The 24,346-nt window shown below is 40.5% G+C and carries 17 protein-coding genes; 11 read left to right on the top strand and 6 right to left on the bottom strand.

Annotated features, from left to right (window positions below; genetic code table 11):
• Positions 1-84: 84 nt before the first annotated feature.
• The 5 genes from V7K79_RS22590 to V7K79_RS22570 all read left to right on the top strand — a co-directional run bounded on the left by V7K79_RS22590 (position 85) and on the right by V7K79_RS22570 (position 6,362).
• A complete protein-coding gene (locus tag V7K79_RS22590; RefSeq protein ID WP_335050605.1) occupies positions 85-1,308 on the top strand; it encodes a tyrosinase family protein in 1,224 nt (407 codons plus the stop codon).
• A 53-nt stretch (positions 1,309-1,361) separates the two neighbouring features.
• On the top strand, positions 1,362-2,591 hold the full coding sequence (gene trpB, locus V7K79_RS22585; RefSeq protein ID WP_335050604.1) for a tryptophan synthase subunit beta: 1,230 nt from the start codon (positions 1,362-1,364) through the stop codon (positions 2,589-2,591).
• Between the two features lie 138 nt (positions 2,592-2,729).
• Positions 2,730-3,821 (top strand): anthranilate phosphoribosyltransferase, encoded by a 1,092-nt coding sequence (gene trpD, locus V7K79_RS22580; RefSeq protein WP_335050640.1) that lies wholly within the window; start codon positions 2,730-2,732, stop codon positions 3,819-3,821.
• 254 nt (positions 3,822-4,075) lie between these two features.
• On the top strand, positions 4,076-5,176 hold the full coding sequence (gene aroF, locus V7K79_RS22575) for a 3-deoxy-7-phosphoheptulonate synthase (protein ID WP_335050602.1): 1,101 nt from the start codon (positions 4,076-4,078) through the stop codon (positions 5,174-5,176).
• Positions 5,177-5,396: 220 nt separating this feature from the next.
• Complete coding sequence (locus tag V7K79_RS22570; protein WP_335050600.1) at positions 5,397-6,362, top strand: general stress protein; 966 nt, start codon at positions 5,397-5,399, stop codon at positions 6,360-6,362.
• Between the two features lie 147 nt (positions 6,363-6,509).
• Here the strand turns inward: V7K79_RS22570 and V7K79_RS22565 are convergent, their stop codons facing one another.
• Positions 6,510-7,322, bottom strand: coding sequence for an SDR family NAD(P)-dependent oxidoreductase (locus tag V7K79_RS22565; protein ID WP_335050598.1), 813 nt, complete (start codon positions 7,320-7,322; stop codon positions 6,510-6,512).
• Between the two features lie 204 nt (positions 7,323-7,526).
• Here V7K79_RS22565 and V7K79_RS22560 point away from each other — a divergent pair, with 204 nt between their 5' ends.
• Positions 7,527-8,495 (top strand): threo-3-hydroxy-L-aspartate ammonia-lyase, encoded by a 969-nt coding sequence (locus tag V7K79_RS22560; RefSeq protein ID WP_335050596.1) that lies wholly within the window; start codon positions 7,527-7,529, stop codon positions 8,493-8,495.
• A gap of 211 nt (positions 8,496-8,706) precedes the next feature.
• On the opposite strand, the gene V7K79_RS22555 is transcribed toward V7K79_RS22560, so the two are convergent.
• Entirely contained in the window at positions 8,707-9,396 is a 690-nt protein-coding gene (locus V7K79_RS22555; protein ID WP_335050595.1) for a hypothetical protein, read from the bottom strand.
• 698 nt (positions 9,397-10,094) lie between these two features.
• On the opposite strand from V7K79_RS22555, the gene V7K79_RS22550 reads away from it, so the two are divergent.
• Complete coding sequence (locus tag V7K79_RS22550) at positions 10,095-11,411, top strand: amino acid permease (protein ID WP_335050592.1); 1,317 nt, start codon at positions 10,095-10,097, stop codon at positions 11,409-11,411.
• 162 nt (positions 11,412-11,573) lie between these two features.
• Positions 11,574-12,119 (top strand): RNA 2'-phosphotransferase, encoded by a 546-nt coding sequence (locus V7K79_RS22545; RefSeq protein ID WP_335050591.1) that lies wholly within the window; start codon positions 11,574-11,576, stop codon positions 12,117-12,119.
• Between the two features lie 353 nt (positions 12,120-12,472).
• On the opposite strand, the gene V7K79_RS22540 is transcribed toward V7K79_RS22545, so the two are convergent.
• The 3 genes from V7K79_RS22540 to V7K79_RS22530 all read right to left on the bottom strand — a co-directional run bounded on the left by V7K79_RS22540 (position 12,473) and on the right by V7K79_RS22530 (position 14,733).
• The gene (locus V7K79_RS22540) at positions 12,473-13,252 is read right to left on the bottom strand and encodes a thioesterase II family protein (RefSeq protein ID WP_335050589.1); all 780 of its coding nucleotides are present in this window, start codon (positions 13,250-13,252) and stop codon (positions 12,473-12,475) included.
• Positions 13,253-13,638: 386 nt separating this feature from the next.
• A complete protein-coding gene (locus V7K79_RS22535) occupies positions 13,639-13,965 on the bottom strand; it encodes an MbtH domain protein (protein WP_335050587.1) in 327 nt (108 codons plus the stop codon).
• Positions 13,966-14,007: 42 nt separating this feature from the next.
• Positions 14,008-14,733: a VOC family protein gene (locus V7K79_RS22530; RefSeq protein WP_335050585.1), complete on the bottom strand. Its 726-nt coding sequence runs from the start codon at positions 14,731-14,733 to the stop codon at positions 14,008-14,010.
• Between the two features lie 606 nt (positions 14,734-15,339).
• On the opposite strand from V7K79_RS22530, the gene V7K79_RS22525 reads away from it, so the two are divergent.
• Positions 15,340-16,323 (top strand): DUF3102 domain-containing protein, encoded by a 984-nt coding sequence (locus tag V7K79_RS22525; RefSeq protein WP_335050584.1) that lies wholly within the window; start codon positions 15,340-15,342, stop codon positions 16,321-16,323.
• 1 nt (position 16,324) lies between these two features.
• On the opposite strand, the gene V7K79_RS22520 is transcribed toward V7K79_RS22525, so the two are convergent.
• Positions 16,325-17,266: a hypothetical protein gene (locus V7K79_RS22520; RefSeq protein ID WP_335050582.1), complete on the bottom strand. Its 942-nt coding sequence runs from the start codon at positions 17,264-17,266 to the stop codon at positions 16,325-16,327.
• Positions 17,267-17,546: 280 nt separating this feature from the next.
• Between V7K79_RS22520 and V7K79_RS22515 the strand changes: the two genes are divergently transcribed.
• The gene (locus V7K79_RS22515; protein ID WP_335050580.1) at positions 17,547-18,536 is read left to right on the top strand and encodes a DUF3102 domain-containing protein; all 990 of its coding nucleotides are present in this window, start codon (positions 17,547-17,549) and stop codon (positions 18,534-18,536) included.
• A gap of 494 nt (positions 18,537-19,030) precedes the next feature.
• Positions 19,031-24,343 carry an amino acid adenylation domain-containing protein gene (locus V7K79_RS22510; RefSeq protein WP_335050578.1) on the top strand — a complete coding sequence of 1,771 codons (5,313 nt, stop codon included), beginning with the start codon at positions 19,031-19,033 and terminating at the stop codon, positions 24,341-24,343.
• Positions 24,344-24,346 lie beyond the last annotated feature (3 nt).

Genomic DNA, 24,346 nt, shown 5'->3' with positions numbered 1-24,346 from the left:
TTTCTCTTTCTGCCCCTCTGCTCCCCTGCCCCCTGCCTCCTGCTTCCTGCCTCCTGCCTCCTGCCTCCTGCCTTGATTAAGACAATGAAACTACTGCTGAAATCCTTCAAAATATTAATCTATAGCGTACTTCTAGTTAGTGCCTGTGCGCTTACAGTCTTTGCCCACGATCGCGTTGATCGCGGACAATACAAATACCATTGGGATTATAATTTTCCAGGACAATACGCTCACCTAGCTGTAAGAAAAAACATAACTGAGCTAACACCAGCAGAGAAAACAGGTTTTGTCAAGGCTATCAAAACCTTAAAAACTATCATTCCCGCAGGTAGCAAGCTCAGTATTTACGACCAATTCGTTGCCATACATCTAGGGGCAACACGCTTGATTCATAATCATAAAGGACATTCCGATGGTTCCGTCCAAGAACTTGCTCATGAAAATGCCGCATTTTTCCCTTGGCATCGCGAATATATCCGCAGATTTGAACAAGCTTTGCAAGCAGTAGACCCAACTGTTGCTCTCCCATACTGGGATTGGACAGACCCCAAAGCACTTGATGTAATTTTTAATGATGACTTTCTTGGTTCCAACGGTCAAGGAGTAACCATCAAAATTCCAAATCAGGGAAACTTTACAGGCGGCGCTGTGCCTGGGGCTTTTTCGGCTGCAAATGGCTGGGTGATGAATCCAGCATTAAATATTGACCCAGATACCGGAACATCTTTAGGTACATCACTTGTCCGCTTTCTAAGACTGCCTCCTGCCAGTGATTATCCTGTGCCCAAAAAAGATGTTGAGCGTGCCCTGAGTCTTAATAACTATTCTCTATTTCGCCCTGCTTTGGAAGGATTTATCTCTATAGATGAGCAGGGTAAAGTCACCCCCGGCGGATTCATTCACAATTACATTCATGGCTTAGTCGGTGGGGTACAAATAGACGCAAGCACGACACCCATAAAGTTTAAGGGTTTGGGGACTATGGGCAATATACCAAGTTCGCCTTATGACCCAGTGTTTTGGTTGCATCATGCCAACGTAGACCGCCTCTGGGCTGAATGGCAAGACAACGGTCATCAAGGTAGCGATTTTTATCCTGCTGATGGTCAGCCTTACGGTCACAATCTTAAAGACCTAATGTGGCCTTGGGACGGCGGTATGTCTAACCCGAAAGCTACGGCGTTAGGAAATTTACTATCCCTATTACCAACTTTTAACTCTGACGATTTGGTGCGCCCTATAGACGTTTTAAATCACCGGAAACTGGGCTATACCTACGAAACCTGGGAATGGAAAACGCAAAAATGATTCAAAGTTAGAACAAGAGTAAAAAATACTTGAACATAAAAGGATTTTAACCAGTGGTAAACATACTAAACATCAATACTGCAACTGCACAACCAGATTCTTTGGGCAGGTTTGGAAAATTCGGCGGTAAATATGTCCCGGAAACCTTAATGCCTGCATTAAGTGAATTGGAAGCGGCGTATCACCAATATTGCAATGAGCCGAATTTTCAAGCAGAACTGCAAAACTTAATGCGTGATTATGTCGGACGACCCAGCCCATTATATTTTGCTGAACGCCTGACAGCACATTACGCTAGACCAGATGGTACGGGAGCGCAAATTTATTTAAAGCGCGAAGATTTAAATCATACAGGCGCTCACAAAATTAATAATGCTTTGGCTCAGGTTTTGCTAGCCAAGCGCATGGGTAAGCAACGGGTTATTGCCGAGACAGGTGCAGGTCAACATGGTGTAGCAACTGCAACTGTGTGTGCGCGATTTGGTTTTAAATGTGTGATTTACATGGGCGTTCAGGATATGGAACGTCAAGCCCTGAATGTGTTTCGCATGAAATTATTAGGTGCAGAAGTTCGACCAGTGGAAGCAGGTACAGGAACTCTCAAGGATGCGACTTCTGAAGCCATTCGGGATTGGGTGACGAATGTAGAAACAACTCATTACATCCTGGGTTCGGTTGCTGGGCCTCATCCCTACCCGATGATTGTGCGTGACTTCCACGCGGTAATTGGTGTAGAAACTCGCGCTCAATGCCAAGAAAAATGGGGAGGACTACCAGATATTTTACTGGCTTGCGTGGGTGGAGGTTCCAACGCGATCGGCTTATTCAATGAATTTGTGCATGAACCTTCGGTGCGCCTAATCGGAGTCGAGGCGGCGGGTGAGGGTGTAAATACAGAAAAACACGCTGCTACCTTGACAAAAGGAAAAATAGGTGTATTGCACGGTGCAATGAGCTATTTACTGCAAGATGATGATGGTCAAGTAATCGAAGCTCATTCAATTAGCGCCGGATTAGACTATCCTGGCGTTGGGCCAGAGCATAGTTATTTAATGGATCTTGGTCGCGCCGAATATTACAGTGTTACCGATAAACAGGCGTTAGATGCATTTCAAAAGCTTTCGCAATTAGAAGGGATTATTCCAGCCTTAGAAACAGCTCATGCGATCGCTTATCTAGAAACCCTTTGTCCCCAGTTAACAGGCAATCTCCGCATCGTCATCAATTGTTCCGGCAGAGGTGATAAGGATGTGCAAACCGTCGCCAAAGTCCTAATTCCTTAATTTTCTCTTCTTATCATCATTTGTCCTTCGTAAATGACCAATACAACTCTTGGAGAGGCTGCGCCAACAGCTTCTCTACGAAGGGCTGTTCGCGTTCTCTCAGTACAAGTGACCGATAACCAATGACAAATGACCAATATGATGGCTGTAACTCAAACTCCACCTGAAAACATCTCCATCCCTTCTGAGTTCTACAACTGGCCAGCTTTATTGCAACAATTGCTGAATCAGCAATCGTTGACGGTTTCCCAAGCTGCGGTTTTAATGGAGGGTTGGCTCACAGATGCCATTCCCCAAGCACTATCAGGAGCGATTTTAGCTGCAATTCAAGCTAAAGGCGTATCTGCACAAGAATTAGTCGGCATGGCTAGTATCTTGCAATCCCAATCTTCAGTACCCAGTACCCAATTCCCAACCCCCCTAATAGACACCTGTGGAACTGGTGGAGATGGTGCTTCAACCTTTAATATTTCCACTGCTGTCGCCTTTGTCGCTGCTGCTGCTGGGGTAAAGGTTGCCAAACATGGCAATCGTTCGGCATCCAGTAAGACTGGTTCGGCTGATGTACTGGAAGCTTTGGGTATAAATCTCAACGCCACTCCTGAAAAAGTACAAGCCGCAGTTGGCGAAGTTGGAATCACCTTTTTGTTTGCTCCCGGTTGGCATCCGGCACTAAAAGCGATCGCTACTTTACGAAAAACTTTGAAAGTGCGGACTGTTTTTAACTTGCTCGGCCCGCTAGTTAATCCCATGCGGCCGACGGGGCAAATTATTGGGGTGAATGATCCGCTTTTACTAGAAGAGATTGCTCAAGCTTTATCCCAATTGGGATGTCAGCAAGCGATCGCCCTCCACGGACGGGAACGTTTAGATGAAGCTGGTTTGGCAGATGTCACTGACTTGGCTGTACTCCAAAATAAAAAAGTCCGTTCTCTAACGCTCAATCCTCAAGAATTGGGTTTGAATTTTGCACCGACTGCGGCGTTATGTGGTGGAGATGTCCAAGAAAATGCCGAAATCTTGAAGGCAGTTTTACAAGGTAAAGGTACGCAAGCGCAGCAGAATGTAGTCGCTTTGAATACAGCCTTGGCCCTGCAAGTTGGTGAAGCCATTCATGGAGAAACTGATGTTTTAGCAAGTTGTGTTAAAGGTATTGCCGTTGCCAAAGGAATTCTGCAAAGCGGCGCAGCTTGGACAAAACTAGAACAACTTGCGGAATTTTTGCGATAGATAAATTTCTCTTACGAGGAGTTACGGTGTACACGCAAGTCTTCTAATGCCCTACATCTTAACCCGCAATGCCAATGCATCGACCTGCAATGTTAATGCATCGACCTGCAATGTTAAATACATCGACCTGCAATGTTAATACATCGACCTGCAATGTTAATGCATCAACCTGCAATGTTAATGCATCAACCTGCAATGCCAATGCATCGATCTGTAAAGATTAACCCACCAAAACTATACACAAGGAAAAATAGATGATTATCATACTTAAGACCAATACACCTGTTGAGGAAATTACTCGCATCAGCCAAGAACTGAGTGAAACTTGGAAAGTCACGGTAGAAAAAAGCGTTGGCACTCATAAAATTGTGCTGGGGTTAATTGGTGATACCACTAGCATCGATAAATTACAGGTTCAGGAATTTAGCCCTTGGATTGAGCAAGTAGTACGGGTGCAACAACCTTTCAAACGGGTAAGTCGAGAATTCCGACATGGAGAAGCTAGCGAGGTTGTTGTACCAACACCTAACGGTGATGTCTATTTTGGCGAACATCATCCGATCGTAGTGGTAGCTGGGCCTTGTTCCGTTGAAAATGAAGCGATGATTGTCGAAACGGCAAAGCGCGTGAAGGCAGCAGGGGCACAGTTTCTCCGGGGCGGAGCCTACAAACCCCGCACTTCACCTTATGCCTTTCAAGGTTATGGTGAAAGCGCTTTAGATTTGTTAGCAGCAGCGCGGGAAGCTACTGGTTTGGGTATCGTCACAGAATTGATGGATGCTGCCGATTTATCAGCAGTGGCGAGAACAGCTGACATCATCCAAATCGGAGCGCGGAATATGCACAATTTTTCGCTGCTCAAAAAAGTAGGCGCTCAAGATAAACCAGTGCTGCTGAAGCGGGGAATGTCTGCCACAATTGACGAGTGGTTGATGGCAGCAGAATATATTTTGGCATCTGGAAATCCCAATGTAATTCTTTGTGAGCGGGGAATTAGAACCTTTGATGGCAAATATGCCCGGAATACCTTAGATTTATCAGTGCTTCCGGTATTGCGATCGCTGACCCATTTACCGATTATGATTGATCCCAGTCATGGTACAGGTAGGTCTGAATATGTTCCATCAATGGCAATGGCTGCGATCGCAGCTGGTACAGATTCTTTGATGATTGAAGTTCACCCCAATCCGGCTAAGGCTTTATCTGACGGGCCCCAATCTCTCACCCCTGATAAATTTGACCGCTTAGTTCAAGAAATGTCAGTCTTGGGCAAAGTAGTCGATCGCTGGTCTATACCTACATTTGATAGCATTAATGACAACCGCATTCTCTTAACACCAGAACTATCAAAGTAGATAAAGCCTAATCTTAGCCGATTTTTTGCAAATGGTTAAACCTGATAAGCGGATTCTTTCATTTAGAAAATCTGTTTATCAGGTTTTCATGATTGCAGCGTTTGTAAAAACTTTTATTACTTAGGATAGTTTCAAGTTAAATAAAGTTGTATTTAAAATTACAGGAACGAAAAACTAGATTTGTGGGGAATTAATCTTCCCCTGCTATCAAGGGGTAATAATGGTTTTAAATCAATATAAACGTGCTATAGGCGTATTTACTCATCGTCGAGATGCAGAACAGGCAGTACATGAGTTAAGAGATTCTGGCTTGGCGATGGAAAAAGTATCTGTAGTAGTACAGAATGCAGACCGCAATTATCAAATTGCCGATAATGAAAATAAAGAGCGCACTGGTGATAAAACTGACGAAGGTGCAACAGTAGGAGGGCTTTCAGGGGGCGCTGTTGGTGGGTTGACTGGTTTATTAGTAGGTCTTGGTACTTTAGCAATCCCTGGAGTCGGGCCAATAATGCTGGCTGGCGCAGCTGCAACTGCTTTAGTTACAACCCTTGTTGGTGCGGGTATTGGTGCTGCTACTGGGACTTTTGCTGGTGCGCTAGTTGGTTGGGGAATATCAGAAGAGCAAGCTAGAGCATATAACGAGCGAGTAGAGCATGGACACTATTTCATAATTGTGGATTGTACATCTTTGGAAATTGCTACAGTAGAAGCAATTTTACACCGTTGGGGTATTGAAGAGTTTGGTATTTACGAGCCTCTCAGTAGTGAGCAATTACCGACAAATTATCTGACCACGACAACTTCTGCTGCTACTACCATTCCTAATAAAAGTGGCATTTTGAGCAAGTATGCTATTAGTTGTTTTAATAATATAGAAAATGCTAAATCTGCAATTAACGATATGTATTTAGCAGGTTTCTCAGCAAATCAGATGTCTTTGATTTGCAAAGATTTTTCTCAATTGAGCGGGTTAAGTGATATTAATTTAAGTGAGCGCTTTGACGCTATGAGGCTAGGAATAGCAGATGATTGGGCACGCTTTTACAACGAGCAAATTACTCAAGGTAATTACATACTCATCGTTAGTGGTACAGACAATGAGCTTGAACAGGCTAGCTTGATTGTGAGCAATTATGGGGTTCAAGAATGTCAAATTTATGACCCGATGTTAATCCGTTCTTGAAAACTAGTACCGGAAAATCTAATAATTTTGTGACACAGAAGTATTAAACGGCTAACCTATTCAATTGTCGGTAGATGTTCTTGTCCACTTCCTTGTGTGCAGAAAGTGACTGCTACTATTTAGTTAAAAAAAGTATCAAAGATTGGGCTACTTATTTTTTTTAAGTTCATGCATACTTCTGACAACCTTTGTGACTAAATTTCTGGGCGTAAATCTGACGCTTTCAGTCAATATCTTATTTCTTACCCCAGGAACAACAACAGTTTTGTTTTTCATTAAGCTTTGAAAACCAATACTAGCGACGGTTTCCGTATCCATCATTCTGTTAACGCTAGCAATCTTGGAATTTTCCATTGCAGCATTTTGTTGGAATTCCGATGCTGTTGGCCCTGGACAAAGAACAGTCACGCTGACACCTGTACCCTCTAATTCATTAGCGATCGCTTCTGAAAATGATAAGACATAGGCTTTCGTAGCAAAATAAACTGCCATTAAAGGCCCCGGTTGAAAAGCAGCCGCCGAGGCTACATTTAATATTTTTCCATATTTTTGTTCGACCATATCTTTAAGGAACAACTTAGTTAAATGAGTCAGGCTGACCATATTTACCTGAAGCATTTTCAATTCAATACTGAGGTCTGTTTCGCTAAATACTCCATAAGTACCAAAGCCAGCATTGTTAACTAGCACATCAACTTTGATGGATGCTTGCTGTAGTTCTGTAAAAATTTCTTCTGGAGATGTGGAAATAGATAAATCCTTAACAAAAAGTTTGACAAAAATGCCAAATTTTTGGGGAAATTCATCCAGAATTTCCGTAAGTTTTTCTTCATTCTTATCTACTAAGACAAGATTATAACTATGACGAGCAAATATCTGGGTTAATTGATAGCCGATTCCACTAGCCGCTCCTGTAATTAGGGCAGTTTTTTTTTGCCGACTTTCAGATGTTTTATTCATGCTAAAAAAATGGCGAATGTGAATTAATTTAAGTTTTATAAATTTAGCTACAGCAATATATAATGTTTGCTGTAGCTATTTCTATGCAGACAATAAATGATGCTATCCACCTGAAACGAGTATGCTGGAATCAAGCATAGTAAACGTAAATATAAAAAACTGTATCTATATAAACAACAGCAAAAATATTTAATATCGTCATCAATGGCACAGCAGAATTCCGTTACTATAACTGACGTGCAAGCAGCACAAGAGCGAATTTTGGGGATTGCCCACCGCACACCCGTGCTGACTTCTAGAATCGTTAACGATCGCACCAATAGTCAAGTATTCTTTAAATGCGAAAACTTCCAACGCACGGGGGCATTTAAATTTAGAGGAGCGTACAACGCCTTAGCTCAACTATCGGTAGCAGAAAAACAAACAGGCGTTATCACCTATTCATCGGGAAATCATGCCCAAGCGATCGCTTTAGCTGGACAATTACTCAATATTCCCACCACTATTGTCATGCCTGATGATGCACCTGCTGTCAAACAAACCGCGACTCGTGGTTATGGTGCAGAGATAATTTTGTACAATCGCCAAGAAACAAACCGAGAAGAATTAGCTCAAAATTTAGCATATAATCGCTTTTTGACACTCATTCCTCCTTACGATCATCCTCATGTCGTTGCTGGACAGGCGACAACTGCTTTAGAACTGATCCAAGAAGTTGGTGAATTGGACTTACTATTAGTTTGTTGTGGTGGTGGCGGATTACTTTCCGGGTGTGCGATCGCAGCCAAAGCACTTTTACCCAATTGTAAAGTCATCGGGGTTGAACCAGCTCTTGCCGACGATGCTACCCGCTCCTTTCACACCAAAATTCTGCAAACAGTCAAAAATCCTGATACCATCGCCGATGGTGCGCGAACTCCTAGCCTTGGTAAAATTACTTTTCCCTTAGTGCTGCATTACGTCGATGATATGGTGACGGTATCAGAAGAAGCGATTCTTCGCACCATGTTTTTTTTGTGGGAACGTCTGAAAATCGTAGTTGAACCCACCGGAGTACTCGCCGCCGCCGCTTTACTCGAAGGTGTAGTGAAAGCACCAGAGGCGAGAATTGGTATCATCATTAGCGGTGGAAATATAGATTTGGCGGAAGTTGGTAAATTATTTTCTCTGTAGGATTGTATAGCAGGAGGCAGGAGGCAGATCGCTTTTAGCGTCTCCCCTTGGGAGAAGGCAGGAGGTAAAATTATTACTATTCCTAGCTTTCACCCTTTCAAAATGTCCTAACCTGTGTGACTACGGCTATAATTAAAAATATTGTTTCCAGTTTAATTATGTATGTTTATATCGTAAATTTGATCGGCGGGACTTTTAAATAGTCCCATATTTAATTGATTATCCTGGATAAAGAACTTTTTTTAGAGCGTCGCCTAATTACCAAACTTGCTCCAATTAAACCGATACCAATTAAACTTGTAGTCGCCGTTGGTTCTGGAACCTCTTTAGGAGTTTGCAAGGTGAAATTCAGTTTAGCTAAACCTTGAGAAGGGGTTCCAGAGGAATTAATTTGATCTTGTTCAGTAAAAGCGATTGTGCCTGTAGCATTTTGGAATAAACCTGTTCCCCCAAAGATACTAATAGTTCCACCACCTTTGATAAAACCTTCGGCAAAATTAATTTCAGCGCTGTCACTTGCTTTGCCGAATAATTCATTAGCACCACCATAATACCTGTCAGAAAATGCAAGTTCGTCCTTTAGACCAAACACGCTTGGGTTTGAATTAAAGGTATATTTGTTAATCGATGGATTTTCAATAGGCTCAAGTTTGCCATAGTCATCACTAAGAAAGAAATCCAACCCATAAGGAGCCTTTTTGGTACTTTCACCTGTGATAGTTGCTCTAATAATTCCTAAGTCTGGTCTGAAGGTGGGGTCAAAAGTAACAAATGTATTGTAGTCAACACTAAACGTATAATTATTATAATTATCTTGTGCTTTTGCACTTTGCATATTTAAGCCTAAACTAACTATAGTTAAGGTCGCAGAAATCAGCCAGCTTATAGGTGAACTAAACATAGTTGTCCTTTTTTAATTAAAATAACAAAGTTATCTAATGTGAAAATTTGGTTTAACTAAAAGAATATAATTATTGTATGGTGGGTATTGCCACCCTCCGAGCAAGTTGCAAAGTATAAATTTACTTGATAAATAACCTTTAATATTGATTAAAAAGTTTTTTATAGTATGAGTTATTAATAGACTTTTTTAATAACTCCTAAAAATTAGGATAAATTTATTTATTTACGACTTCAATGATTTATTTATTGATATTGAATGAATTATTTTTCTGTTTATTTGTATAAAATCTTGGATAAATAGTGATAAAAGGGTGTTTGAAAAGTTTTGAGGAGTTAACTTTTATGCCAGTCACCTCACTATAAGACGGATCGTGACAAGGTAGATAAAGGTTTCTGATGTTTCGGGCAATAACTTAATAGTCTCTGACGAATCGACGACACCCCATCAGCTTTCTTATAAATACACTCGACTACAAGGGCGTTTTTTTAAGCAACATAAAGACCTTGGTTTGCTTTTGTCGCAGAACGACTGCACAATCCAATGGCACTCATTCTATCACCCACTGCATGAACGGCTCACAGTCATTGCCGCCATCAACGAGCGAGGGTTTTAAAACGAGATACCTATCAGGGTTTCCGTAAATAATATTTACATATGTTAATATTAACTTTTTGGTTTAAGTACGGATATTCAATATGGTTTTCGTAAAGACTGTTTTTCAAGAATCAGAGCAAATCACTCGCTTGTTTTCTCATCTCGAATTTGATGGAAAAAAACTCAATCATCAACCAGGTAGTGTATTTGGGAGTACTGCATTGATTGCAGGAACCACTGTTGGGGCTGGGATTCTTGCTCTACCAGCCGTTACTTTACCATCTGGGATTGTGCCATCCACATCTGGACTAATTGCTGTTTGGCTCTACGCTTTAGTGTCAGGGTTATTGGTTGCGGAAGTTACCTTAAATACGATGCGAACAGAAGGGCATCTGAGTATAGGTTTTTTGGGAGTTGTTGAGAAAATTCTTGGTAAGCTGGGAGCGCGAATTGCTGGCGGTGCATATTTATTCATGCACTATGCTCTGTTAGTGGCATACATCACCGAAGGCGGAGAGATATTAAGAGCAGCAGCGGCAAAAGTCTGGGGTATGCAGATATTGCCTGCGTGGGTGGGAACGATGGCTTTCACGCTCTTATTTGGTGGGATTATGTATCTTGGGCGAGAAAAATTTATTGAGAAATTAAACAGTGCCTTTGTCGGAATTGTCATTGTTTCCTTTTTAGGACTATTATTTCTCGGAGGAAGACATATTCAGAGTACTCAACTGTTATTTCAAAACTGGAGTGCCCTCGGCAGTGCTATTTCAGTGATGTCTGTAGCGTTGTTTTTCCAAAACGTTGTGCCGCTAGTTGTGAAGCAACTCGAGGGGGATGCCGGCAAAATTCGTCAGTCCATCTTTATTGGTTCTGTGATTCCTTTAATTATGTTTTTGGCGTGGAATACTGTAATTTTAGGAAGCGTCAGTCCCGATATGTTACACAGCACTTCTAATATTACAAGCGTTTTTGATCCACTACAAATTCTTCGAGGAGGTAGTGCAGGGCAATGGTTAGGAGTGCTAGTATCCATTTTTTCAGAATTTGCGATCGTCACATCATTCATTGGGTTTGTGTACGGGCTGCTGGATTTGTTTAAAGATATTTTCTTGCCTACACAGTGGCAATTTTCTAGCCGCTTACCCCTCTATTCGCTGGTTCTTTTTCCGCCGATGACTCTCGGAACGCTCAATCCCAGCATCTTTTTTACTGCCCTAGATTACACTGGAACATTTAGTATCTCAGTTCTAGGTGGAATTATTCCGGCATTAATGAGTTGGAAGCAACGTCAAGAACAAGAAAACTCAGATAGCACAAATCAACCACTCGTTCCTGGCGGCAAGGTGACACTCATTGCGATCGTTGGAGTGGCATTAGCCATTATGGGAAGACAAATTCTGTCAATTTACACCAAATAAAACTATTAAAAAAAGCTTTAATGTATTATGAACCCATCTAATTGTAGTATGAAGATACTAACCATAATCAAACTGCAATGCGAAAGTCATTAGTCCTTGAGATACTACACCCATTCTTTAAGATAGTTTGAATTAGACAATGACAAATAACTACTTCATCAAATGAGTGATTCTCGCCTCGTCAAAATCAGCAAATATCTCAGCAAATATCTGCGACATACACCAGATGCCATTGGAATTAAACTTGCTCCTAGTGGTTGGGTTGCTGTTGATGACTTACTTACCGCTTGTACTCAAAACAAGTTTCCGATTACCCGTCAGGAATTGCAGGTGGTAGTCGAATCCAATGAAAAACAGCGTTTTTCTTTTGATTCTACAGGTAATTTTATTCGTGCGAACCAAGGACATAGTGTAAAAGTCGATTTACAATTAGAAGCTGCTGTTCCTCCAGATGAGCTTTATCACGGTACAGGACACAAATCTGTAAAGTTAATTTTACAAACAGGACTTTCCAAAATATCGCGACATCATGTCCATTTATCAAAGGATATAAAAACAGCACAAACTGTTGGTGCTAGGCATGGAAAACCAGTGGTTTTTGCTGTAAATACTGCGGCAATGCATCAAGCAGGTTACATCTTCTATTGTTCTGCTAATGGTGTTTGGTTAGTCGATAGTGTGCCACCTGAATATCTACAAAAAATTTGAATTTTAATAATAGAACTTACGTAATAAATCTCTGAAAACTTCTTCAGTTATGCGTTTTGTGTCCTTTATAGTTCGTTTTTTCATAACTTTGCGTAAGTCCTGAATAAATATAATTCAGACGCCATGAATCGTGTCTCTACAAATAGTCTATTTGTTGCATTATTTTTTTAAATTGATATAAATTTCTCAATTGCGAATGGGCTAAAATAGCGAATTGCGAATTGGTATTACACCCAGATTTTTACTAGTCACGATACGGGTGAGTTTGCTTGTGAGTGAGAATTAATTCTAGACGTACTCAATTCATGAAGCGTATAGTTGAATTCGCTCATCAGCAGAGTCAATTATAAGTTTTATTGCAAACGCTTTATTTTATCGGTAATCTGCCGCAGTTCTTGAGAAAGTGATTGTAGTAGGAGTGATTGGGCTGAGTGCAAAAAGAAATGATCGCCCCTGAACATTTGCAGTGAGAATCCAGCATTGGTCTGCTCGCGCCAAGCTTGGAGTTGATCGCAATTGACCTCCCGATCCTGTAAACCACCAAAAGCAGTAATAGGGCAGTTAAGTGGTGGTTCTGTAGTATAAACATAAGTTTCCAGAACTGCAAAGTCTGCTCGTAAAATCGGGATAAGAAGTTGCATCAGTTCGGCGTTTTCCAGCACTGCTTCGGGGGTACCATTAAGACGACGTAATTCTTCTTTAAAAGCAGGTTCACTCAGAGCATGGATAAGTCGATCTGGATTGGGAATTTGTGGAGCGCGGCGAGCAGAAACAAACACATGTAGTGGTTCTATATTGTAGTGTTTGCGGAGTAAACGGGCAAGCTCAAAACTGACGATCGCTCCCATGCTGTGACCGAAAAGGACGAATGGTTTGTTTAGATATGGAAGTAAAGCGGGAGCGATCGCACCAACAAGAGGTTCTAACTGCGAGAATAGAGGTGTCCTAATTTGGGTTCCTCGTCCAGGCAGTTCAATGGAACAAACTTCGACAGTTGTGGGTAAACCCTGTGACCAGGTGCGGAAAATTAAAGAGCTACCACCGGAATAGGGCAAGCAAAATAAACGCACCGAGGCTTGAGGATTTGGCTTAGGACAAATAACCCAGGAGTTAAAGGTTGGTGTAGTCGTCATGATTGAACTTGAAGTTTGTTGAAGAAGGCAGGAGGTAGAAGGCAGAAGTCGGAAGTCAAAAATAAGTAGTTATTAGACTTGTCTCCTCATTTCCTCATCTTTGCGTCTTTGCGTCTCCACGTCCTCTTGTTTAAATCTGTGAAATTTTTCTTGTAGTGAATTAGTATTATTCTGTCGGTAGTGCTAAGTCTGGCAGTAGGCAGATTTTTTTATCTTCTTTATTTGAGTGGTCTTATATCAGTCCGCACTTGCTTGGAAAATAATGGTAATCGGCCAATTATCAATTACCCTTCACGTTCACCAGTTGTTCATGGGGGAAACCCCCAAGACCACACTGGCTCACCAATTACCGTGAAATAAAGCGCGCTGTTTTCCAAGGGATGAGCTTAATGTTCTATCGGTTTAAGGTGTCCATTGCCTTCTAAAGTTTCAAGGTTAATATCTGCAACGCATTGAATTTTGACATAATTTAGGGTGAGGTTGCCAACTAAGTGAACTTTTCCCGTTAGATACTCAAAGTCAGCTTCATTGAAATTAGACAGTTTTGGATCTAGTCTGACACCTAAATCAGTACCTCCTTTAGTATCCGTGAATTTAATGTGAACATAACCTCTGTCAATACTTTCTTTGAGTGCTATGGCTGTTTTTTCAGGTCGTAAGCTTACTTCTACAGGATGCTGACCTTCTGACAGGCGTTGTACTAACTCGTTCATTTAAAATTCTCCAGAAAGTGTGTAATGCGATTACGCTATGTTTTAACATTTGAACAAAATTGGCAGAATTGGTCGTGCATCAAGATTTTTTTTTCTGATACCCTCGTCAAAGGTTAACTCTAGCAGTGGAGATTCCCCTCGTTCAATAACAACAGCACTATTTACACAAAGCACAGACATAACATCAGTCAAATCTTTGTCGCTATTAATGATGATTTTGACGCTCGTTAGCTTTCTGACACCCAAGGGATGAGAGATTAACTGCTGATGCGCCGTTAACGAAAGATCAAGCCAACTTGTGATAGCAGCACAGTCAGGAATCACAAAGCAAAAAGGCTCTTGTTGATTCGCAAGATTTTCTGCTGCAAAACTAATAGACATCTTTGTTGGCATCCACTCAGCACAGTATAAAGTTGAATGGGATACCAACTTACTCTCCTCAGACTTCCTGCGTAAACCGATACCAAAAGGTGATGCTCCTGTACGTTGTCCACGAACACGGGTTAGCGTCTGAACGTCTGTTAGTTCAGATTGCTGTTGCACTAAATGTTTATCTTCTATCCAAATTAACTCAAGATAAGTATTCTCAAAAAAAATTATTTTTGATACTGTTCCTTGCTTGAGATGCTGCACTGGTTGATTAGAGCAGTAAAAACCAAGCTCTTCAAGCACTGAGACACTTTCAGCACTTTTTGCCGTGCAGACAAAAATGTGATCTACCTCTAGAAAACAATCATCGGCACTTATCTGGGGTGACGTCGTTTGCATAGCAACCAATTCTCAGCTTTAGTTTTTCGGCGTTGCATAAATGCGAGATGAATCGGCGGTTAAAACCATTGATAATTCCTTTCAAATTGGGCTAAATCAGCCCATGATTCAGGAATGCCAGTTTTTCTTACTCAACTCTAGACTTTAGCCAAAGAAATTTACCTTACTAAGTAACCTGTGTGTAAAAAGTTAAGCCACAGTCTCGGTTGAGCTTCTATATTACCAAAATCAGTGCTGAGTGCTGAGTAAGTTCTAATTTACTCAGCACTTATTTTACCTGGTAAAAGCCCTACCTTTTGTGGGTGCTCTTTTAACTTAGTACTCAACACTCTTCATCTGCACTAAAATGAGCACAAATATTAGGAATATTATTCAATTAAGATATCTGGTTTTGTCCTTAAAAGTTGATTTTTTCTTTTATCATCGTTGAATGAGGAAATCTTAACTATAAGTATTATCATTAAGCTACAAGAAAATCAAGCTACTTACTTCATAAATTTTCTCTAGCTGAAATTTTTTCAGCCATGACATTCACTGGATGCTAGGCACAATCAACATACAAGAAACTATGATAAATTTTGTATATAAAATTATTTTAAATAAATTGTGAACAAATTAAAAAAACAAAGTCAAGTAGTCACTGGCTTCGACTACGAAATTTTGGATTCTGAACGGCGTATTGTTATTCAACAGCGAACTGGAGAAATTAAGGAGCGCTTACGACGTTCAGCGCAGGATATTTGGGAAATTGGTCAAAAGCTGGCTGATGTGCGTTCTCGCCTCAAGCATGGACAGTTTGAGACTTGGCTGAAAGCTGAATTTGGTTGGAGCCGACGGACTGCTTATAATTTTATTAATGTTTATGAAGCGTTTGCTGAACGTGCAAATTTTGCACAAATAGATATTGCCACATCTGCTCTTTACCTTTTAGCAGCACCATCAACTCCAGAAAACGTCCGTGAAGAGATTTTGCAACGTGCTAAAGAGGGCGAAACCTTAAGTCATAAGAGTATTCGTCAGGTAATTAAGGAAGAGAAATCACAGTCTACGGCTCCTTCCCTTGAGCCACTACCACTAACTTCTAAGCCAGAGATTGTAACTATAATTTCCAAGGAGGCAATTCAAGTCGAGACGTTAGTTTCAGAGGTAACTGAGGCAAAGATATCAACAGTCTTACCTGTTATTAAAACTCTTGATGCAATCGAGTCAAGTTGGTTTTTACTAGAAAACCAACATTTTGTGTTCTGTGGTGATACTGCTTCACCTCAATTTATTGAACGCATACCCTTTGCTGCTCTCGCTATTGCGATTACCTCTGATGACTGGGATCACGATTGGTTAGTTGAGCGGGCAAAAACTGTGATTATCTTTCCGGAATCATATCTCAAGTCAGATTTGATTGAACAACTGCTCAAGATGTTTTCGGCATCTGGAGATATAGTGATTTTTCCTTGGCTACCAAGGATGGATATGATACAGATCGCTCATCAGCTAAATAGGCGAGTTTTTGCGGGAGATCCTAATATCGAACGTTGTCGTCAAGCGATCGCACAATCCCAATTAAGAACTGAGCCATTGGGCTATTCTTAAATTATTGAATTCTTCTAATTTTAATTCCCGACTCCAAAACATTTAACAATTTTTCTTCCAAAGTAGTTAAATAAGGACGGTTCAGTTTTCCTAAAGACTCCAAAAACCTTTGAACCGATTCTTCCAATGCACGATCGTATATTTTGCTGATCCGCTCGCTGATTTGTTGTATTTGCTGACATTCTAAAAGTGAGTAATCATAAGACTTAAGATGCTTTAATCCAATATTGTACTCTCCATCCCAAAGCCTTATAATACATATGAAATCACTCGCTTGACTGACTACTATGCCCCAACACCCACCCTTGCCCCTGAGTTCAGGATTTTCCTGGGCAATGATTTGGCAAACCTCGCCAATTTCATAAGTATTTGGTACTTGAGTTGTTTCTATAATACGTTGCACTACGTCTTTGACCATCCTACTAGTTGGCACTTGACCACTAGCCTCCTGAACTGAAAGCTGCCACGCTTGTTGCTGTTGCTGAGGCTCTAGCTTTGTCAGAGGCCGGACTTGGCGCTCACTGGTTGGTAGAATTTGCGTCACATTAGTTGTCAAGTCCTCATTCTCCACAATTTGACAACCAATGGTTGTCAAATTGTCGTAAACATCGGCTGCGGCAATCAAGTAATTTGACTGTTGCCGACTATGACCAAAGCGAGTGCGGCAATAATCCTCAAATGTTTTGTGTGTAGAACGGTATAACCTGCGCTCGCGTAACTCCATTAACGCCTTCCCTGCTTCATAAAAAGCGCATTCAACTTTTTGCTCTAAGTGTAGACGCAAGCTTTGTTCCTCTTCATTTAACTCTTGGACTTCAACAGCGGTAACGGTAATTGTTACTGAAGCGAGATTTTCTGGTTGAGCAGTATTTTTACTTGCAAAGCGTTCTGGGAGTTTTGTAGCAGAGGTGGTTTTTTGATGCTGAAAAGGTGGTTTGTTCATTCTCCCGCTTTAAAACCAATGGTATTTGGGACAATATTAAGTCTTACCATGATTTGTGTTAAATCTTATTCAGCAATCACGTTACTGGAAGTCCCTAATATCATGTCCAGTTAAAGACTTATCATTAAGACGGCAGGGGGCAGGGAGCAGGGGGAAAGAGGATTTCCTGGTTTTTGCACAGATACGCGAATTATAACTAATTAGGCGGACATGATATAAGCACAATCAACAGAATAATTGGCTATGATAAATTTTTTGTAAAAGGTATTTTAGACAAGTTGTGAACAAGTTAAAAAAACAGAGTCAAGCAGTCACTGGTTTCGACTATGAAATTTTGGATGACAAACAGCGTATTGTTATCCAACAGCGAACTGGAGAAATTAAAGAGCGCTTACGACGTTCAGTGCAGGATATCTGGGAAATTGGTCAAAAGCTGGCTGACGTGCGTTCTCGTCTCAAACATGGACAGTTTGAGACTTGGTTGAAAGCTGAGTTTGGTTGGAGCCGACGGACGGCTTACAATTTTATTAATGTTTATGAAGCATTGAATGAACCTGCAAATCTTGCACAAATAAATATTGCAACTACTGCTCTCTATCTACTAACTGCACCATCAACACCACAAGATGTTCGTCGCGAGTTTCTACAACGAGCCAAAGAAGGTGAAAATGTAACATATAAAAGCCTTCGCCAAGCAATTGAGCAAGAGAAACCACAGTCAACTTCTGTTGTTTCATTAGAGCCACCAAAGCAACTTACTCAAGAGCAGAAGATTAAGACCACAGTACCAAAGGTAGTGGCTAAGATCAAAACATCAACAGTAGAGGTAATTCCACCAAAGCCATCTACAACTTCTTCTGTTATTGCCATTGAGAATGAACTTCAGCCAGGTTGGTACTTGCTGGAAAAGCAACATTTTGTGTTCTGTGGTGATACAGCCTCACCCCAATTTGTCGAACGCATACCCTTTGCTGCTCTTGCTATTGCCATTACCTCTGATGACTGGGATCACGATTGGTTAATTGAACGAGCGAAGACTGTCATCGTTTTTCCAGAATCGGATCTTAAGGAGCAACTGATTGAACAGCTAGTCAAAATGTTTTCTCAACCAGGGGAGGCTGTGATTTTTCCTTGGTTACCAAGTAAAGACATGATACAGATCGCTCATCAGCAAAATAGGCAAGTTTTTGCAGGCGATCCTCTGAGTACACGTTGCCTTGAGGCGATCGCACATTCACTATTTATATCTGAGCCATTGGACTACCCTTAAACTACGAAGTTCTTATGCTTGGGCTAAAATCAGGGTGTTTCCAAGACTTGACTTTCCATCTATTGATATGTGTCAAAAGTAACAAACTATTTATTTAATAGTCTAAAATAATATATACCTCAAAGTTGATAATTATTAGTTATTAATAAAGGATTGCATAAATGTCACCATCCCTAGTAATGTGAGGAAGTCTAAATGAAAATAACTAGCAATATATAAGTTTGCATGACTAACTTACCACCTGGGGGCTGTCTTTCCTAAAGTAATATCCAAGTCTGTCTAAGAGTTTTCCCAATAGAATTAAAGAATTCTGTAAAAGCACCACTTTGAGTAAGAAAGGGCTATGTTTTTCTAGGGTTTGCGGGATTTTATCTCAGTGAATTATTAAGAAGATACACATAACAACTGACTCAAACCCTTGTTCAGCCAAGAGTGAGTGTGAGATTAATTTTGCCACTATTGTTTGCCTGCATCTGAATAGCTGAAGCATAGTAATGACTCCACTTCTCAATTATTTTCGAGAAATTCCCTCTCAATTTGCGACACTCGTTGATATTCTGCGCGATCGCAGTTTGCAGATGCCGCACACACAAGCGTTCACCTTCCTTGAAGATGGAGAAACTCAGGAATTAACGCTAACTTATTGTGAATTGGATCGGCGCAGTCGGGCTATAGCAGCTCAACTCCAAGCTCTTGGTTTGAGTGGGAAACGCGCCATATTACTGTATCCTTCCGGCCTAGATTACTTAAGCGCATTTTTTGGTTGTCTATATGCTGGAGTCGTGGCAGTTCCAGCTTATCCCCCTCGCAATCAACGAAAAACACCTAGAATACAGGCTATTAGCACAGATGCGCAGGCAAGCGTTGCTCTGACTACAACAGCAATGCTCCCCGCATTACAATCAATACTTACACTCCTAACAAAAAAAGGAAATTTTTGCTGGTTAACAACTGACAACATAGCACAGGGTCTAGAAAATTCTTGGCAACAACCTAAAATCAATGCGGATACTCTAGCCTTTTTGCAATACACATCGGGTTCTACGGGCACACCAAAGGGAGTTATGCTCAGTCATGGCAATCTGCTGCACAATGCCGATGTAACTTATCAACTCATGGAACATTCACCCAGTAGCAAGTTTATCTCCTGGCTACCTGTTTACCATGATATGGGATTGATTGGTGGAATTTTGCAACCTTTGTATGGTGGGTTTAGTTGCATTTTAATGTCGCCAGCATCTTTTCTGCAACGACCTTACCGCTGGTTACAGGCGATTTCCCGCTACAAAGGTACTACGAGTGGTGGACCTAACTTTGCTTATGAACAATGTATTCAAAGAATTACTACTCAACAAAAAGAAACTCTCGACTTAAGTAGTTGGAGTGTCGCTTTTAACGGTGCTGAACCAGTCCGACGAGATACTTTTGAGCAATTTGCAACTACTTTTGCTGAGTGTGGCTTTCGTCCAGAAGCATTCTATCCCTGTTATGGGATGGCGGAAGCAAGTTTAATAGTTTCTGGTGGGGTCAAAACAGCTTTAGCCCAAGTCAGAACTGTAGAAAAATCTGCACTTTCACAGAACCAGATAGTCGAATCAACTACCCAAAATAAAGATAGCCAAAGCTTTGTCAGTTGCGGTGAAGCAATTTTTCAACAACAGATTGTCATTGTCAATCCTGAAACATTAACTCGCTGTTCATCAGATGAAGTTGGTGAAATTTGGGTATCTGGGCCGAGTGTCGGTCAAGGTTATTGGAATCGAACAGAAGAAACAAAAGAAACATTCTACGCCTATCTGAAAGACACCAAAGAGGGGCCTTTTTTACGGACTGGTGACTTAGGTTTTCTGGATAATGGAGAACTTTTCATTACAGGTAGAGCCAAAGATTTAATTATTATTCGTGGTCGCAATATTTACCCGCAGGATATAGAATTAACCGCAGAACGTAGTCATCCATCATTGCGTTCTGATGCTAACGCAGCGTTTACAGTAGAGATTAACAACGAAGAAAGACTCTTCGTTGTACAAGAATTGGAGTTTCGTGCCAAGCCAAATTTAGCAGAGGTAACTAATGCAATTCGGCAAGCAGTTACTGATGAACATGAAATACAAGTTTATGCAGTGGTTTTAATTAAACCAGGTAGTATCCCTAAAACTTCTAGTGGTAAGATTCAACGACGTGCAACTCGCACTCAATTTCAGAATGACGAGTTAAATGTAATTGTCAGTGACATTCTCAAGCTGAGTGATATTGCTAGAAACGAAACTCGACTACAACGTTCTCAACTATTGGCACTTTCTCCAAAGAAATGTCAACCGATCTTAGAAAGTTATTTAACTGAACTTTTAGCGGGAGTACTTTCAATTGCAATAGATGATGTTAATATACAAGAACCATTAAGCACACTGGGACTTGATTCTTTAAAAGTATTTGAGTTGAAAAATCGGATTGAGGTTGATTTAGAAGTAGAAGTATCTGTAGCAGATTTTTTTGAAGGAATGAATGGGCGATCGCTCCTAACCAAAATACTCACTCAAATCACCACAGACGCAATACCGTCATTATCCTTTATTCAACAAGAGAAAAACACATCTATTTATCCTCTATCTTTTACCCAGCAGGGATTATGGTTCATTAATCAGCTAACTCCCGATACTCCTACATATAATATTCCTATAGTTATTAGCTTCAAAGGTTGCATTAATTTAACAGCCTTACAAGATAGTTTCAATGAAATTATCAGACGACACGAAGTATTACGTACAAGTTTTACAATAGTTGATGGACAACCCGTACAAGTTATCAATCAAGGTGTAACCTTAAGTCTGGCGGTTGAAGATTTACGCTCACTATCAGAAAACGAACGCATTCAAGAAGCACAACATTTCACTACAGAATTAGCACAGCAGCCATTTGACTTGTCTGCTCAATCGCTTGTGCGTACTAAAATTTTACAATTAAATGATAAAAATTATCAATTGGTTGTCACCTTACATCATATAATTGCAGATGGTTGGTCTATCAGTATTCTGATTAAAGAACTAGCTATACTATATGAATCATTTTCAAAAGGCAAACACTCACCACTTGCTGAATTACCCATTCAGTATGGAAATTTTGTTAATTGGCAACAAAAATGGCTTGATTTAAAACGTATTCAACCATTATTGACTTATTGGAAACAAAAGTTGCAGGGTGAACTTCCTGTACTGAATTTACCAACAGACCGACCGCGATCGCCAGTCCAAACCTTCAAAGGCGCTCAAGCGAAATTAGTTCTTTCTCAAACTCTGACAAAAGAACTGAAGAATTTGAGTACTCAGCAGGGAGTAACTCTGTTTATGACCTTGCTTACAGCCTTTAAAACCTTGATGTATCGCTATACAGGTCAGACTGATATTTTAGTCGGTTCGCCAATCGCCAATCGTAACAGAGCAGAAATTGAGTCATTAATCGGATTTTTTGTCAATATCTTAGTCTTGCGTACAGACCTTTCTGGCGATTTGAGTTTTCAAGAATTGTTAGGACGGGTGAAGTCAACGGCTTTAGAAGCTTACGTTCATCAGGACTTACCTTTTGAGAAATTAGTAGAAGAACTACAGCCAAATCGAGACTTGAGTTACAATCCACTATTTCAAGTGATGTTCGTTCTTCAGAATGTGCCAAAACCTAATTTTAGTCTAGCGGACGTATCTGTTAGTTATGAAGAGGGTTACAACGGGTCATCAAAGTTTGATGTGTCATTGTTTATAGAGGATTCTGAGCAAGGGTTAATTGCAACTTGCGAATACAACAGGGATTTATTTAATGCAGATACCGTGACTCGGATGCTGGGGCACTTCCAGACTTTGCTAGAAAGTATAGTTAGCAATCCCGAGCAACGTATTTCAGACTTGCAACTTTTGACTCCATCTGAAGTAGAACAATTATTAGTTGAATGGAATAATACCAAGACAGACTACCCGCAACATAAGTGCATTCATCAATTGTTTGAGGTACAGGTAGAGAAGACACCAAATGCTGTTGCACTCGTATTTGACAACCAAAAATTAACCTACCGTGAGGTGAATCAACGAGCAAACCAATTAGCACACTACTTGCAAAAACTAGGGGTGAAGCCAGAAGTAATTGTTGGTGTATGCATGAAGCGTAGTCCAGAAATGCTAATTGCATTGTTGGCTATTTTCAAAGCTGGCGGGGCTTATGTACCATTAGACCCAGCTTATCCCCAAGAACGTTTAGCTTTCATGCTAGAAGACAGTCAAGCAAAAGTACTGCTGACTCAAAGCCATCTAGTTGAATTGTTTGCTAAATCCAATCTGGATGTTGTCTGTATCGATAGAGATTCAGAATTACTTAGCCAACAAAGTAAAGAACATTTGTTTAGTGAAGTACAAGCGAATCACCTAGCTTATGTGATCTATACTTCTGGTTCTACTGGCGTACCAAAAGGTGTTGCTATAGAACATCAAAGTTGTGTTGCTTTATTAACATGGTCAAGAGAAGTCTTTACAGATAATGACCTTGCTGGAGTTTTAGCATCAACCTCAATTTGCTTTGATTTATCGGTATTTGAACTGTTTGTTCCCCTCAGTTGGGGTGGCAAAGTGATTCTTGTAGAAAATGCTTTACACTTGCCTTCGTTAACTACTGAGGTCAGCTTGGTGAATACAGTGCCAAGCATCATTGCAGAATTACTACAAGTAGATGGTATACCCTCTTGTGTCAAGACAGTTAATCTTGCTGGCGAACCACTGCAAAATCAACTCGTGCAGCAGATTTATCAAAACCATCATATTCAGAAAGTTTTTAATCTTTACGGCCCTTCTGAAGATACGACCTATTCTACATTTGCTCAAGTAAACAGAGACAACAAGGTAACTATTGGTCGTCCCATCGCCAATACACAAATTTATCTGCTGAATCCTAATTTACAACCAGTACCAATTGGTATTCCAGGAGAAATTTATATTTGTGGTACTGGTTTAGCTAGAGGCTATTTAAACCGACCAGAATTAACAAAAGAAAGGTTTATATCTAACCCATTTAGTAGTAAAATTGAATCACGGCTATATAAAACTGGGGATTTAGCTCGTTATTTACCAGATGGAAATTTAGAGTATTTAGGACGAATCGATCATCAGGTTAAGATTAGAGGATTTCGGATTGAGTTAGGTGAAATTGAGAATGCATTGCTCAAACATTCAGCAGTGTGGGAAGTCGTAGTTTTGGTGCGAGAAGATAAGCAATTAGTGGCTTATATGGTTTGTTTGCCAGAACAAATACCCACAGTCAATGAACTGCGAACCTATCTTAAAGAACTCTTACCTGAATATATGGTTCCTGGTGTTTTTATCTTCCTAGACACCTTACCACTATTACCTAATGGAAAAGTAGATCGTCGTGCTTTGCCTGTATCTGAAAGTTTGCGCCCAACATTAACGACTATTTATCAAGCACCTCAGTCGGAAATTGAACAAGAGATTGCGAAGCTTTGGCAAGAGGTGTTAAATCTTGAGCGAGTGGGAATTCACGATAATTTCTTTGACCTTGGTGGGCATTCGTTACTGATGCTTCAGATTAATCATAAATTACGGGCAATTTTGCAAAGAGATATATCAGTAGTGACGATGTTTCAGAACCCGACTATTTACTTTTTAGCACAATATTTAAGTCAAACAACAGAGGATAAAGAGGATAAATTGGCTTTTGAAACGGTACGTGATCGCATCCAGAAACAAAAATCAGCACGTCAGAAACAAAAGCAATTATTTATGAAGCAACCGAAAAAAACTTCTTGCTAGCAA

The organism is Nostoc sp., assembly GCF_036917575.1.
GTDB lineage: Bacteria > Cyanobacteriota > Cyanobacteriia > Cyanobacteriales > Nostocaceae > Nostoc.
Note: the sequence above shows the minus strand (reverse complement) of the source record. Positions and strands in the feature narration are given on the sequence as shown.